The organism is Limnochorda sp. (genome assembly GCF_047459355.1).
Classification (GTDB): Bacteria; Bacillota; Limnochordia; order Limnochordales; family Limnochordaceae; genus Limnochorda.
Map to the genome: position 1 here is coordinate 1 of NZ_VSCV01000025.1, position 14,339 is coordinate 14,339.

At 68.9% G+C, this 14,339-nt stretch carries 14 protein-coding genes and 1 riboswitch; of the genes, 12 read left to right on the forward strand and 2 right to left on the reverse strand.

Annotation, left to right across the window (positions count from 1 at the left end; genetic code table 11):
- The first annotated feature begins 98 nt into the window (after positions 1–98).
- From FWJ67_RS08730 to FWJ67_RS08765, 8 genes are all read left to right on the forward strand, one after another.
- Positions 99–647, forward strand: a complete 549-nt coding sequence (locus FWJ67_RS08730; RefSeq protein WP_304173294.1) for a DMSO/selenate family reductase complex B subunit — start codon at positions 99–101, stop codon at positions 645–647.
- A 31-nt stretch (positions 648–678) separates the two neighbouring features.
- A complete protein-coding gene (locus FWJ67_RS08735; protein WP_304173296.1) occupies positions 679–2,064 on the forward strand; it encodes a radical SAM protein in 1,386 nt (461 codons plus the stop codon).
- Positions 2,065–2,077: 13 nt separating this feature from the next.
- Positions 2,078–3,169, forward strand: a complete 1,092-nt coding sequence (locus FWJ67_RS08740) for an ATP-binding protein (protein ID WP_304173299.1) — start codon at positions 2,078–2,080, stop codon at positions 3,167–3,169.
- Between the two features lie 21 nt (positions 3,170–3,190).
- Positions 3,191–3,361 (forward strand): twin-arginine translocase TatA/TatE family subunit, encoded by a 171-nt coding sequence (locus FWJ67_RS08745; protein ID WP_304173301.1) that lies wholly within the window; start codon positions 3,191–3,193, stop codon positions 3,359–3,361.
- A gap of 55 nt (positions 3,362–3,416) precedes the next feature.
- Positions 3,417–3,583, forward strand: a riboswitch (molybdenum cofactor riboswitch).
- Between the two features lie 85 nt (positions 3,584–3,668).
- Positions 3,669–4,289 (forward strand): hypothetical protein, encoded by a 621-nt coding sequence (locus tag FWJ67_RS08750; protein WP_414482706.1) that lies wholly within the window; start codon positions 3,669–3,671, stop codon positions 4,287–4,289.
- 110 nt (positions 4,290–4,399) lie between these two features.
- Positions 4,400–5,887, forward strand: a complete 1,488-nt coding sequence (locus FWJ67_RS08755; RefSeq protein WP_414482303.1) for an ABC transporter ATP-binding protein — start codon at positions 4,400–4,402, stop codon at positions 5,885–5,887.
- Positions 5,888–5,889: 2 nt separating this feature from the next.
- Complete coding sequence (locus FWJ67_RS08760; RefSeq protein WP_304173307.1) at positions 5,890–6,486, forward strand: hypothetical protein; 597 nt, start codon at positions 5,890–5,892, stop codon at positions 6,484–6,486.
- A 19-nt stretch (positions 6,487–6,505) separates the two neighbouring features.
- Positions 6,506–7,210, forward strand: coding sequence for an energy-coupling factor transporter transmembrane component T (locus FWJ67_RS08765; RefSeq protein WP_414482707.1), 705 nt, complete (start codon positions 6,506–6,508; stop codon positions 7,208–7,210).
- Here FWJ67_RS08765 and FWJ67_RS08770 read toward each other — a convergent pair.
- Positions 7,199–8,680, reverse strand: a complete 1,482-nt coding sequence (locus tag FWJ67_RS08770; RefSeq protein ID WP_304173309.1) for a potassium/proton antiporter — start codon at positions 8,678–8,680, stop codon at positions 7,199–7,201. The genes FWJ67_RS08765 and FWJ67_RS08770 overlap by 12 nt on opposite strands.
- 362 nt (positions 8,681–9,042) lie before the next feature.
- Here FWJ67_RS08770 and FWJ67_RS08775 point away from each other — a divergent pair, with 362 nt between their 5' ends.
- Together FWJ67_RS08775 and FWJ67_RS08780 are read left to right on the forward strand one after the other, a co-directional pair.
- A complete protein-coding gene (locus FWJ67_RS08775) occupies positions 9,043–9,474 on the forward strand; it encodes a cytochrome c3 family protein (RefSeq protein WP_304173310.1) in 432 nt (143 codons plus the stop codon).
- Between the two features lie 18 nt (positions 9,475–9,492).
- On the forward strand, positions 9,493–10,980 hold the full coding sequence (locus FWJ67_RS08780) for an FAD-dependent oxidoreductase (RefSeq protein ID WP_414482305.1): 1,488 nt from the start codon (positions 9,493–9,495) through the stop codon (positions 10,978–10,980).
- Between the two features lie 87 nt (positions 10,981–11,067).
- Here the strand turns inward: FWJ67_RS08780 and uvsE are convergent, their stop codons facing one another.
- Positions 11,068–11,988, reverse strand: coding sequence for a UV DNA damage repair endonuclease UvsE (gene uvsE / locus FWJ67_RS08785; RefSeq protein ID WP_414482306.1), 921 nt, complete (start codon positions 11,986–11,988; stop codon positions 11,068–11,070).
- Positions 11,989–12,143: 155 nt separating this feature from the next.
- Here uvsE and msrB point away from each other — a divergent pair, with 155 nt between their 5' ends.
- Complete coding sequence (msrB, locus tag FWJ67_RS08790) at positions 12,144–12,566, forward strand: peptide-methionine (R)-S-oxide reductase MsrB (protein WP_304173314.1); 423 nt, start codon at positions 12,144–12,146, stop codon at positions 12,564–12,566.
- 268 nt (positions 12,567–12,834) lie between these two features.
- On the forward strand, positions 12,835–14,307 hold the full coding sequence (locus FWJ67_RS08795; RefSeq protein ID WP_304173316.1) for an argininosuccinate lyase: 1,473 nt from the start codon (positions 12,835–12,837) through the stop codon (positions 14,305–14,307).
- Positions 14,308–14,339: the final 32 nt, after the last annotated feature.

Here is a 14,339-nt window from a genome sequence, read left to right on the forward strand (position 1 = left end):
AACTCGGTCATCGTCCAGGTTGAGAAGTGGCACGGAGAGCCCTTGAAGCCGGACGTCGAGTGGCCGCAGAGGATCGTGCTCTAGGGGGAGGGTGAAGCATGGGTCAGCTCGGATTCTTCGTGGATATGACGTCGTGCATCGCCTGCAAGACCTGCCAGATCGCCTGCAAAGACAAGAACAACCTGGAGGTTGGGGCCATCTTCCGGCGGGTCTACACCTTCGAGGGCGGGAAGTTTCCCAACCCGTGGGTCTACCACCTCTCCATGGCGTGCAACCACTGCGAGGATCCCAAGTGCGTGGCCAACTGCCCGACGGGTGCCATGGTCAAGCGGGATGACGGCCTGGTCGTCCTCAACCAAGATGCCTGCATCGGCTGCCGGTACTGCGTGTGGTCCTGCCCCTACGGGGTTCCGCAGTACATCGAGGCCGAAGGACGCGTGGGCAAGTGCGACGGCTGTGCGGACCTGGTGGACCAGGGCCTCAATCCGGTCTGCGTCGATTCCTGCCCCATGCGGGCCATCGAGTTCGGTGACATCGACGAGCTCCGGAAGAAGCACGGCGGCACCGACTGGGTGAAGGGCATGCCCGATCCGGCCATCACCCGCCCGGCCATCACCATCAAGCCCAAGGCCGAGGCCATCGCGTGAAGTCTGCCGCACGCGCGGAAGGGGGACCTTGATGCTCATCGACATCGATCGGACCAACCTCTCGACCATCCGAAATCCCGCCTTCCGCGCGTACGCGGCCCAATACGTTGAGATCGAGGAGGGGTTCCGGGAACAGGTCCGCCAGCTCGGCCTGGAGTTCGAGGAGGTCCAGCCCAACGGGGCTTTCTCACCTGAGGCCGTGCAGGATCTGCCCCGGGACCTGCGCCTGCCCGGGCTAGGCCCTGCCCTAGGCCGGCGGCTGGCCGAGCTGAGGGCCCAGGGGGCGGTGGTCCGGAACGGCGCGCGGAGCGTCTATAGCCGTTGGATCTCCCCTGCCTGCCTGGCCTGCCAGACGGGGGTGGGGAGCGCCACCTTCTTCACCTCCCTCCGGTGTCACCGGCAGTGCTTTTACTGCTTTAACCCCAACCAGGAGGGCTACGAGCACTTCCTGGAGCAGAACCGGGATGGGGTGGCGGAGCTGGAGGCGATCCACCAGGCGGGCCTGGAGTTGGACCACGTGGCCCTGACCGGCGGCGAGCCGCTCCTCCACCCTGAAGAGACCATCGCCTTCTTCGCCAAGGCCCGGGAGCTTTATCCGAAGGCGTACCTGCGGCTGTATACCTCAGGCGATCACTTGGACGGCGCGATTTTGGAGCGCTTGCGGGACGCGGGCTTGGACGAGATCCGCGTCAGCATCCGCCTCTCCGACAGCGTGTCCGCCCAGGAGCGGACCCTGGAGCGGCTTGCCCTGGCCCGGCGCTTCTTGCCGGTGGTCATGGTGGAGATGCCCGTCTTCCCCGACGCCTACCAGCGCATGACGGAGATCCTGCTGGCCTTGGACCAGATGGGTGTGGACGGCATCAACCTCCTGGAGTTCTGCTATCCGCTGGTCAACGGGGAGGCCTTCCGCCGGCGGGGGTACAGGCTGAAAGCCCAACCCTACCGGGTTCTCTACAACTACTGGTACGCCGGGGGCCTGCCGGTGGCGGGCAGCGAGGAGGTCTGCCTGGACCTGGTCGCCTTCGCGCTGGAGCGGGAGCTGAACCTTGGAGTGCACTACTGTTCTCTCGAGAACAAGCACACGGGCCAGCTCTTCCGGCAGAACGCCATCGTCGAGCCGCCCGCGCACCACGTGTTTTCGGCCCAGGACTACTTCTTCAAGTCGGCCAAGGCCTTCGGGGACGAGGTGGGACCGGTGGTGGAAGCCCTCCGCCAGGCTGGCGAGAGCTTCACCATCGACTCCGAGCTGGGGTACGTCGAGTTTCCCGCGGCCGCCATCCGCCATCTGGAGCACCTGGATGTGGAGCTGGCCATCTCCACCAAGGTGATGGAGGCCGATGATGAGGGCCTCCGCCTGCGGGAGGTGAAGGTGGCCCTTACCCGGCCGGCCGCCTTCGATCCCGAGGTGGATCTCTGAGGAGGACGCCACGGTGCCGCTGCCGGTCTTCGAGGAACACGCGGAAGCGCTGGCCCGCCTGGAAGGGTCTACCGTGCGGGTCCGCCCCTCCCAGTGCCTCAACCTCCGCCACCAGCGGGCGGGGTGCAGGGCTTGCGCGGACGCCTGTCCCACCGGCGCCCTCCGCTGGTCGCCCAAGCTGCGGGCGGAGCCCTACGACTGCTCCCAATGCGGCGTCTGTGGGGTGGCCTGTCCCAGCGGGGCTCTGGAGGTCCAGGCGACCGCTTGGCAGGAGCGGCTGGCCCGGATCAGTCAGGCGGTCCGGGAAGGGGGCGCGCTCCTCCTGGCGTGTCCGGTCCACCTGAGGGGAGACCGGAGCCTCCGACGGCGGGCCGATCTGGTGGAGGTGCCGTGCCTCGGCGCGGTGGCTCCCTGGGAGTTGGTCGCTGCCATCGCCTTCGGGGCAAGGGAAGTCTGGCTCCTGGTGAGCCGTTGCCAGCGGTGCTCCTACCGGGCGGCCTACCCCCTGGCGGCCCAGACCGTCGCCCGGGTGAATGGGGCCTTGGAGGCCTGGGGCCGCGCCGAGCGGGTCACCCTCCAGACGGAACCACCCCCTACCCCCGCCAGCGCGTCCCGCCGGGGTCTGGCCTGGCTCTGGGCGAGCCGAGGTCCCAACGTCCAGGAGGAGCTGGCCCGTCGGGGCGTGACGCTGGAGGAAGCCCCAGAGCCGGCCAGCCCGGAGAGTCAGGGTTTGCCCCAGAGGGTGCCCGACGGGCACCGGCGGTGGATTAGCTTCCTCGAGGGTTTGGGCCGGCCCGCGGGAAGGGGCCGGCACGCCCTGTTCCCCGACGTGATCGTTTCGGAGCGGTGTACAGGGTGCGGCATGTGCGCCTACTTCTGCCCCACGGGGGCCCTACAGGCCTGCCGGGAGGCGGAGGAGGTGGCGTTGCTCTTCAACGCCCAGGCCTGCACCACCTGCGGCCTGTGTGCGAGGCTCTGCTACCAGGACGCGCTCCGCCTGGAGGCGGGCACCCCTGAGCAGGTTCTCGACGGCCAACCCCGGGCCATCTGGCGGGGCCGCCCCAGGACGCCCCAGGATCTCTTGAGGGCGTCGGCCGGGCTGTGACGGAAGAGAGGAGGAAGGAAGATGGGCCGCATTGGTCCCATGGAGCTGGTGCTCATCGCACTCATCGCCCTGATCATCTTCGGGCCGGGCAAGTTGCCCCAGGTGGGTCAGGCGGTGGGGAAGAGCATCCGTGAGTTCAAGGAGGCGCTTGCGGGCCAGGAGCCTGCCGACGAGTCCCAGTCCAAGAACTGACCCGGTCCCGGGATGACCGTCCCGGACCTGGATGGGTGTGGACACCCGGTCCTGACAACCGATCGGTCTCCGAGCCTCAAGGACCTACCGCGCCCCGTCGGCGCCAAGGCCTGAGGCCGTACCTCGGAAACGATCCGAGGGGCCGCCCCTGCGGCGGTCAAGGGTAGGGATGGAAACACCCCTGCCTCCCCGTGCTTGGAAAGGAGACGCCAACATGGTTGATGCGTCGCCGGCTCAAGAGGGGAGCCGGCTTTTCAGTCTCCGGCCTCATCCCTGTCATCGCCTTTCAGACCCTGCCGGGGGACGGATGGTTTCGCCTGCCATCGTGGTCGTGACAGGGCCCAAAGAGAGCGGTAAGAGCACCTTCTGCCGGGAGCTGGCCCGCGCCGGTGTCGAGGCGGGCTTGGACGTGGCTGGGATCGTCACCACCAAGGAGGGGCCGCCGGCTCGAGTCACGGCGGGTCCGGCTGCGCCCTGGGGTGGTCCGGCCGCTGGGCGGTTGGTGGTGACCAATCTCCGGACGGGCCGCCAGAGCCTCCTCGGCGCCTGGACTGGCACCCGCTGGGCCATGGAGGAAGCCGGCCTGGCGGCGGGGCGAGAGGCCCTGGCCGCCGCGGTGCCCTGCGACCTCTTGATCATCGACGAGATCGGCCGGCTTGAGCTGGATCACGGGCGGGGCTGGCCCGAGGCCTTCAAGCTCCTCGCCCAGGGCGGCTTCGGGCAAGCAGTGGTCACCGTCCGGGAGGGGTACGACGGGGCGTTACTGCAAGCCCTGGTCCAGGCACAGGCCCTTACCCAAGCCGCCCCTCCTTCGGTGGCACCCCAACCCCAGGTGGTGAGGGTGCCCCGGTCGCCGGCAGCCTGGCAGGGCCTCCTCCAGGCGGTCCTGGCCCGCGGGGCGGCACCGTCCGAGGTGGTGGGGCTGTGATGCCACCCCTGGCTGCTGCGGGGACGAGGATCCCGTTGCCTGCCGGACCGAGGGTCGGAAGGGCAGGGCTGCCAGCGGCGCTCCTGCCCGTGTGGGCCGCGGGGGTTGGGGTGCGGGTGGGGGAGACCCGCCTTCTTGAGGGGGTGAACCTCACCATCGGCCCAGGGGAGCGCCTCCTCCTCACGGGGCCCTCGGGCGGGGGGAAGACCACCCTGGCGCGGACCCTGACCGGCATGATCCCCCAGGCCTTTCCTGGCCAGCGGCAGGGAGAGGTGCAGGTCTACGGCCAAGACCCAGCGGAGCAGCCCCTCTGGGAGACGGCCCAGCACCTGGCCCTGGTCTTTCAGCGCCCGGCTTCCCAGCTCTTCAACTTCACTGTCTGGGATGAGCTCCTCTTCGGCCCTCTGAACTTGGGCCTGGACACAGCCGAGGCTGAAGCCCGGGCCCAGTGGGCCCTGCGCGCTCTGGGGCTCGAAGGGTTTGAAGGCCGGAACCCCCGCACCCTCTCAGGGGGTGAGCTCCAGCGCCTGGCCCTGGCTGCGGTGCTTGCCATGCGCCCCCGGGCGTTGATCCTGGACGAGCCCACGGCCCACTTGGACCGGGCGGGCCGGGCGTCCCTGATGGAGGCCCTTGCCCGCCTCAACGGGGAGGACGGTTTGGCCGTGGTCGTCATTGAGCACCGGACCCGGGCCTGGATTCCTTTCGCCCAGCGGTGCCTCCACCTGGCGGGCGGGCGGCTGGCGGCGGCGCCCCCGGTGGACCAGCAGCCCAGGGGAGCAGGCCAAGGGAACACCTGCGGGCCCGGGCTGGGGACAAGGCGCGTAACGTCGCCACCCGCCGGTGCGAAGGCTTTGGATCCGTGGGGCCTCCCAGCGCCCCTGTTGACCCCCCCGGCCTGCCAAGGAACCGGGGGACGCCTCCTCCTCCGCCTGGAGGGCGGGACCATCGCCTCCCGCCCCACGTGGGTGCGGGGTGCCCCCCGGCGGGTGCTCCTGCGGGAGGTTCACCTGGAGATCCGGGCGGGGGAGCTCATCCTCCTGACGGGGGAGAACGGTTCCGGCAAGAGCACCCTGGCGCGGGTTCTGGCCGGGCTGGAACGCCCAGCGAGTGGCCGCCTCCACCGATCCACCCGGCCCCTCCTCCTCTTCCAGGATCCTGCCGACCAGCTCTTCGGCGAGACCGTTGGCGAGGAGCTGGTCCTGGCCCTCCGGGCCCATCGGGGGCGGCGGGCCGGGCGGGGGGACCTGGTGCAGCGCCTCCTTCAGGACGCGGGTCTGGCGGGTCGGGAGGCCCAGCCGGTGGGCTCCCTCTCCACGGGCGAGCAGCGGCGCCTGGCTCTAGCCGCCTTGGTGGCGGCGGCGGGTACGGGTCCGGAGGAGCCGCTCTTCATTCTCGATGAGCCGACGGCCGGCCAGGACGACGGCCACCTGGCCGCCTTGGTCCGCATGATGGAACGGCTGAACAAGGAGCTGGGGGCCGCCCTCTTGGTGATCAGTCACGACGAGCGGCTGATCGGGGGCTGGCCGGGACGCCGGCTCCACATCCACGGGGATCGCCTGGTGGAAGGACCGCCACCGGGTGAGGAAGGAGTGGACTGACCATGACCAACCTGCGGCATCTGGTCCTGATCGCCATCTTCGGAGCCCTCTGGGGCGCGCTGGAGCTCTCCTTGGGGTCGGCCCTTCATGCCCTTGACGTGCCCTTCTCGGGCCTCTTCCTGGCCGGTGTGGGCATCGCCGTGGCCCTGGTCGGCTACCGGTTCACCCGGAGGCGGGGTTCGGTGGTGCAGATCGGCCTGGTGGCCGCCCTTCTGAAGGCGGCCAGCATCGGCGGCAACGTGCTCATGCCCATGATCGGCATCCTGGCCGAGGCGCTCATTGTCGAGACCGCGCTGGCCCTCACCCGGGGCCGGGCTCGTGGGAGCTACGTGGTGGCCGGCGCCTGCGGCACCCTCTGGCCGCTGGTCCACCCCTTTGTCACTCAAGGGCTCTTGGCCGGCCGGGGCATTCTGACGGTCTGGGGCTGGCTCTTGGAAGACGGCATGGCCCTTCTGGGGTTGCCAGCGGAAGCGGCCTTGGTCATCGTGGGGGTTCTGGTCGCCTTCCACATGGCTGTGGGCGCGGTCGCCGGGCTGATCGCCTGGCAGACCGCGGAGCGGGTGGTCCGACGGGGCGGGATCCAGCATGCCCAGCCCTAGCCGGACGAGGGTGGGAACCGTGGGCCGGTTGGGCCCCCTGGTGCTCCTGGCCGGGGCGGTGCTGGGCGCGGATCTGGCCACCGTCTGGTTATTGGTGGCGGCCACGGTCGTGTGGGTGGCCTGGGTCGACCGGGCGGCGCTCAGAGGCCTGCGGAGTCGCTGGTTCCTCCTCTTCGCGGCCTTCCTGGTCATTCCCCTGAGCCTGTGGGGCGGGCCTCGAACCTGGCAGTGGGGGAGGCTCGCCCTCGCGCCGGCGGGGCTTGAGCTGGGCCTGACCATGCTGGGGCGGACCATCGTCCTCTGGCTGGGGGTGACCACCATCGTGGCGGGGCTCTCCCTCCAGCAATGGTCCGCCCTCTTCGAGCGGCTGGGGCTGCAGGGGTTCGGTTTCACCCTGGGGGTGGCCTTCCACTTCCTGCCGTCGGTCTTGGCCTCGGCCACCGATGCGTGGCATGCTCTCCGGATGCGGGGCGGCTGGAGGGCCTACCGCTGGGAGGCGCCCCAACGCTTCCTCACCACGGTGGTGAGCGGGGCGCTCCGCCACGTGGACGAGATCGCGGCCGCCGCCCAGGCGCGCGGGTACGATCCGGCCAAGCCCCACCGCGCGCCGGAGCGGGTGACGGCCGCCGACTGGAGCGTGGTCGTCCTCTGGGCCGTGGTCTGCCTGCTCCTCCGGCTGACGCCGGGGGCGGCCAGCTTGTTGCGCGGCCCACTAGGTGGCTGACGCTGGGGTGGGGTGGCCCTCGCCGGTGAAGACGTCCAACACCCGTTCCCGGGAGCCTTTGCCGGCCAGGATGAAGAGGACGTCGCCCGGCTCGATCCGGGTGTTCCCTCGGGGGGTGACCACCTGCTTGTGGCGCACGATGGCGCTGACGGCCACGGTGGGCGGCAGGTCCAGCTCGGAGAGGAGCTTGCCTTGGACCTCGGCTCCCGGAGTGATCTCCACCTCGATCAGGTCGGTATCACACTCTTCCACCGCCACCAGCTCCAGGGAGACCGCCTTGGGCCTGGAGACACCCTCCACCAGGCCGAGCCACTTGGCCAGCGGGGAGATGGTGGAGCCCTGGATGAGGGCCGAGGTGAGGACCACGAAGAAGACCAGGTGGAAGATCAGGTCTTGCTGGGGGATGCCGGCCACCAGGGGGAAGGTGGCCAGGATGATGGGCACCGCCCCTTTGAGGCCCGCCCAGGCCAGGAGGAGAAACTCCCGCCAGTTGAAGCCCATCCCCAGGGTGCAGAGGAAGACGGCCACCGGGCGGGAGACGAACATGAGCCCGAGGGTGATCAGAATCCCGGGACCCACCAGCGCGGCCATGTGGCTGGGCCGGACCAGAAGCCCCAACAGGGTGAACATCACCATCTGGGAGAGCGCCGCCAGGCCCTCGTGGAACCGGACCACGCTCTGCCGGTAGGGGATGTCCGCCCCGTTGATGGCGATGCCGAAGACGTAGACGGCCACGATCCCGCTCGCCTCGATCCACGAGGCGACGGCGAAAGTGACGAAGGCGCTGGCCAACAGGAGGAGGGGGTAGAGCCCGCCCGAGTCAAAGCGGATCCGGGTGAGGATCCAGGGGACCAGCCTCCCCATGGCCAGGCCGATCACCAACCCAACCCCCAGCTGCCAGACCATCAGCACCAGGGATTGGCTGACGGAGAGGGATGACGTCTGCACCCAGGTGAGGAAAACCTGGGTGAGGAAGAGAGCCATCGGGTCGTTGAGCCCCGATTCGGCCTCCACCGTCACCTTGAGCCGCTGGAGGATCTCCCGCTCCCGCAAGACCGCGAAGATGGCCGCCGCGTCCGTTGAGCCCACAATGGCCGCAAAGAGCATGGCGACGGGCAGGGCCACCCCCAGGATCTGCCAGGTGAGGAGCCCGGTGATCCCGGCGGTGATGATGACGCCCAGGGTGGCCAGCACCCCGGCGGGCAGGGCCACCGGTCTCAGCTTGGACCAGTCGGTCTGGAGGCCGCCTTCGAAGAGGATGATCACCAACGCCGCGGTGGCGATCAGTTGGGCCAAGACGGCGTCCTCAAAGGTGACCAGCCCCAGGCCCTCCCGGCCCAAGAGCATCCCGGCGCCGATGAAAAGGACCAGCGCGGGAACTCCGATGCGGCTGGCCAGCTTGGTGGAGACGATACCCAGGATGAGGATCACCGAGATCAAGGTGAGTGTCAGAACCACACTGGGATCCATGGGACCATCCTTTCGTGGCCGGACGGCACCTGACACGCGACCGATGGGTCCGCTGGTCTGAATGGCGGGAGGGATCGTTCTCCCCAGACGGTTAGAGAAGCCAAAACCAGCAATTCTCGCCACTCGGGTGGACTCCTGCCGGGATGTCGCCTTCGTTCCGATCCTGGGAATAACCGGATCAGTCTGCACGTTACTGGGCTACTAGACACATCCTGGTCCCTGTGATAACCTGGAGCCGATCTTGTGATTATCATCACAATCACAGATCTGGAGTCGTGCCAAAGGTGGTGTGGGCTATGAGAAGAGCCGGCCGTGGCCTTATCCTGGTCTTCGCTTTGATGCTGGGTGTTTGGGGGAGTGGCGTGCTTAGTCAGGCCGCGCCCGCCATCAGCGACTGTGCCAGCTGTCACGAAGGGGAAGCGGTCCTTTCCCCGAACCACCCGCCAACCGCCGGCATGTCGTGGGACGACTGCGCCTCCTGCCATCCCGATTCGGACCCTGATCTCAACCTGGCCGGATCCATCCCCCTCAGCCACCTCCACGAGCTCCGCGGAATTGACTGTGCTGACTGCCATACCAACATGCCCGATGGCCCGCCAGGCGAGCCCGAGGCCGGAACATGCGAGTCGTGCCATGGGACCATGGAGGACCTGGCCCAGGTGGAGTGGCCCGACAAGCCCAACCCGCATGACTCCCATTTCCCTGGCCTGGAGTGCACCTTCTGCCACCACGTGCACGAGCCGTCCTATGACTTCTGCCTGGAGTGCCACGACTTCGGGTACCAGATTCCGTAAGTGAGGAGGCATGGTGAGGTGCCACAAGCTGATAGCACGAAAAGTCTGAGCCGTCGCGACTTCCTGCGCTACGCGGCGGCGACCGGGGTCGCCCTGAGCGTGGCTGGGATCCCGGCCCGTGTGGTGGATGCGGCCTTCGTGGGTGAGCTGCCCCCGACCCGAGAGTTTGACGTGATTGTCATCGGAACGGGCATGGCTGGCCTGGCCGCGGCCGTCCAGGCTGGCGAGCAGGGTGCCCGGGTGGCCATCCTGGAGAAGCAGCTCAAGCCCCTCTTCGGTGGGAACAGCCGTCTTGCCGGTGGGATCTTCGCGGCCCCCGAGGCCCGCACCGCCGAGGCCAAGGCCCAGTTCATCGAGGACTTCCTGGTCAAGGGCGACTACCGCACCGATGCGGACCTGATCGAGACCCTGGCTGACAACATCCTCGACGACATCGAGTGGCTGAAGAGCCACGGCGTCGAGTTCCTTGAGCCGTCTCCCATGGCACCTTACCGTGTCCTCGGCTACACGGCGGCCCCCGCCAGCTACCAGGGGATGCCCAAGCTGCTCGACACGATGCTGAAGGCGGCCGAGAACCTGGGCGCGGAGACCTTCTTCCAGACCAAGGCTCAGGAGCTCCTCGTGGACGCCTCGGGCAACGTGGTGGGCGTGCGGGCCAAGACCTCCAAGGGCCTGGTGGACTTCCGGGCCAAGGCGACGGTCATCGCCACGGGCGGCTTCGCCGGCAACGGGCAGATGCTGGAGCAGTGGGTTGGGCCCGACGCTGACGAGAGCATGGTCCGGGGGATCAAGTGGGCGACGGGCGACGGGCACATCATGGCGGCCAATGTGGGCGCCCAGCTGATCCAGATGGGCGGCGTCGACACCCTCCACATCGCCGCGGTCCACCCGAAGAACACCGCGTCGGCCAACCCCTTCCAGGTGGTCCCCTACGCGCTGGGGATCAACCGGCTGGGGCGGCGGTATGTCGATGAGTCCCTGGGCTACGTGGCTCACGGGAAGGCGGCCATGAACCAGCCGGGCCTCCAGGTGGCCCTGGTCTTCGACCAGGCGGTGGCCGACATGCCCGAGGGCCAGGCGGTCATCAGCAATTTCGATCGCCTGGGCATCGAGATCATCAAGGCCAACACCCTTGATGAGCTGGCGGCCAAGATCAACGTCCCGGCCGACGCCCTGAAGGAGACGGTCACCTCCTTCAACGCCGCCGTCCAGAACGGGCAGGCGCTGGCGGCCGATCCGCCCAAGGCGGCCCACGCCGTCCGGATCGAGAAGCCTCCCTTCTACGCCCTGTACCCGCTGGGGCCGGGCATCACCCTCACCTTCGGCGGCATCCGCATCAACCTCCGGCGCCAGGCGCTGGATGCGGACGGCAAGCCCATCGGCGGGCTCTACGCGGCGGGCGAGTGCGTGGGCGGCTACTTCCTCGGCGACTACGTGGGCGGAGGTTCCCTCACCCGGTGCTTGGTCGACGGGCGCATCGCCGGCCGGAACGCGGCGCGCGCGTGAGTCAAGAAGGCACCACCATCGCACCAACGCGCCCAGCGGCCCCAGGGGTTCTCCCTGGGGCTGCTGGCTTTGGCGCGCCGCCGGCCTTCAGCGGAGGAGCTCCGCCAGGTCCTGCTGGAGCCGGAACATGGCCAGGTCCTTCTTCTTGGCCTCCACCATGATGTCGAAGTCTCCCAAGGTGCGGGCATAGGCGACCACCGGCCGGACGAACTCGGGATCGACGTAATCGGCATGAGCCCGGGGCTGGCCCTCGCTTCGGGGCGACGAGAGGTGGATCTTGGGCGGCCGGTCGTGCCAGGTGGCGAAGATCTGGGGCAGGAGCTCCCGGAAGTCCTCCCCGTCGTTCCGGCACACGTGGTGGTGGTAATCGAAGACCATGGGGAGCTGGAGGTCTTGGCAGAGCCGGAGGACCTCCGCGGCTGAAAAGGTCTTGTCGTCGTTCTCCAGGCAGAGGCGCTCCCGGGCCCACGGGTCCAGACTCCGGATGGTGGTTGCGGCCTGCTCCAAGGCCCGCTCCCGGTGGCGCCCGGCGCCGCCCAGGTGGAGGAGGATCTTCGCCTGGGGGCCCAGCCCCATCGCCTCGAAGAGGCGGCGATGGTACGCCAGGTACCGGTGGACCCACTGGAGCTTGGCCGGATCCGAGGCGGTGAGGACGCACACCTCGGGGAGGTGGGAGCTGATGCGGACGCCGGCCTCGGCCACCCGCTGGCCGATCTCGGCCATCAAGGGGAGCAGCTCCGGGTCTTCCCACCAGGACCAGCCGTCGGTTGCCGGGTGGGTGGCCAGGGGGATCAACTGCGCGCTCATCCGGTAAAGGGGGATCTGGTGCGCCCGGAGGAAATGGATGATGCGCAAGGTGTTCTCCAGGTTCCGCCGGGACGTGGCCCGGATCCGCTCGATCTGTCCCTCCCGCTCCAGGCCCTCGAGGCTCTTGACCGTCACGTGGCCTGCGGGGGAGCAGCGCCACTCGCTCAGGCAGATGGAGACGAAGCCAAACCCGACGCCCACCGGGTCTCCTCCCGTCTTGAGGCCGCTTCCTTAATAGAGTGCCCTGGGAGAGGCCCTGCCTAGGATGTCCCTGATGCTTTGAGACCGCTCCCGATGCCCCCGACGGGAGAAGGCGTCATAATACCACCAGGTCCACATGAGACGGGGGATGCGCCATGCCAGAGAAGTTTCTCCTGAGTGAGGAGGAGTGGCGGAAGCGGCTGACGCCGGAAGAGTACCGGGTGCTCCGCCAGCACGGGACGGAACCGCCCTGGGAGGGCTGTTTCGTGGGCACCAACGAGCCAGGCACTTATGTGTGCCGAGCCTGCGGGAACCCCCTTTTCCGTTCGGGGGAGAAGTTCGAGTCGGGCACAGGGTGGCCGTCCTTCACCCGGCCCATCTCGGAGGATGCTCTCACCGAGCATGAGGACCGGTCCTTCGGCATGATCCGGACCGAGGTCCGCTGCGCCCGCTGCGAAAGCCATTTGGGCCACGTCTTCCCTGATGGGCCGCCGCCCACAGGCCTGCGCTACTGCATCAACTCCATCGCCCTGAAACACGTGCCGGAAGGTGAGCCCATCCCGCTGGTGACCGAGTAAGCGGGCGGGGGGCGTGGGGTTGACTCTGAGCGCGTGGCGAGGCTCCAGGGGCGGTCCTGGAGCCTGCTTTGGCCGCGCCCTGCTCGCAGGCCTTGCCCCGGTCCATGAGGAAAAGAAGAGGGGCTCCGGGGTCCGCTGGCGTCCCTTCGGGGAGCGGGCGTCTGTCGAAGGCCTCCCCGGCTGCGGGGCCCCGGAGGCCTTTGCTGGCCCAGCCTCCGGTGGCTGGGCCCTGGGAGACCTCAGGTGCAGGCTGGGGGAGGTTGCAGCCTTGGCGCTCACGCCATACCAGGAGCACCATTTGAAACCGACCTTTGAGCGGCTGGGCCGGTGGCTCTTCCATCCCATGGTGGAGGCAAGCTTGGCCCATGTGGTCATGCTGGCCGAGAGGGGGATCTTGGACGAGGCGCAAGCCCGCCGCCTCTGCCAGGCGCTGGTCGGGCTCCGGGCGGTCCAAGCCGAGACGTTGGCCTACACCCCTGACGTGGAGGACATCTACTTCTGGATCGAGCGGGCCCTGGCCCACGAGGTGGGGCCCGAGGTGGCCGCCGATCTCCAGCGAGCCCGGAGCCGGAACGACCTGGATGCTGCGGTCTTCCGGATGCTCCTCCGGACGGACTTGATCCATCTCATCCAGACTATGGCCCGCACCGGCGTCGCCCTGGCCCGCCAGGCCCACGCCATGAGCGACGTGGTGATTGTGGGCTACACCCACCGCCAGCCCGCCCAGCCCACCACCGTGGGCCACGTCTTGGCGGGCTACGGGGAGGCCCTCCTGACCCAGGCCCGAACGCTGGCGGGGGTCCTCCCGGTGATCAACCGCTCCCCGCTGGGCGCCTGCGCCTTCGCCGGCACCGACTTCCCCATCGACCGGAACCGGGTGGCGGAGCTTCTGGGCTTCTCCGGCCTGGTGCACAGCACCTACGAAAGTGTGGCCGGCGCGGACCACTTCGGCCTGGTGGCCGGTGGGGTGGCCACTGCCCTCAGCGGCGGCGCCCGCTTCTGCCGGACCCTCCTGGACTGGTTGGGGGTGGACAAGGGCTGGCTCACCCTCCCCGACGCCTTCGTCCAGGTGAGCAGCATCATGCCCCAGAAGCGGAACCCGGTGGTGTTGGAGCACCTGGTGGCCCTCGCAGGCGACGCGGTGGGCCTGGCCACCGCCGTCCTGGTCAAGAGCCAGGACTCCTTCTACGAGGACACGGACATTGGCACCACCGATGTGCAGCTGAACGTGCGGGAGAGCCTGGCCATCGCGCAGCGCTTCTACCAGCTCCTGGGCGAGCTGATCGCCGTCTTGCGGGTGGGCCGGGTGCCTGCGGAGGCGGAGATGATCGGCCAGTACGTCACCACCACCCAGGTGGCCGACACCCTCACGGCCCTGGGCCTCCCCTTCCGGCAGGCCCACAGCGTCGTGAGCCGGCTGGTGAAGAGCGGTAAGACGCCAAGCGCGTGGCGCGCGGCCGATCTCCAGGAAGCGTGTCAGGCCGTCACGGGGCACGCCTTGGAGGCGGCCCCCGAGGAACTGGAGGCCCGCCTCCGGGAGGCCCTCAACCCCTTCCGGGTGCTGGAGCGGGCCACGCCCGGCGGGCCCGGGCGGCAGGCGGTGCGCGAGCTGGCCACGGAGCTGGAGGCGGCCTTCACCGATCTGGCGGGCCGGATGGACCAGGAGCAGGAGCGCCTGACCCAAAGCCGGCGTCTCCTGGACCAAGCCTTGCGGGAGCTTGGGGTGAGGCTCGAAGCTTGAGGGGTCAGGGGGAGACGGTGGACCAGCACCCA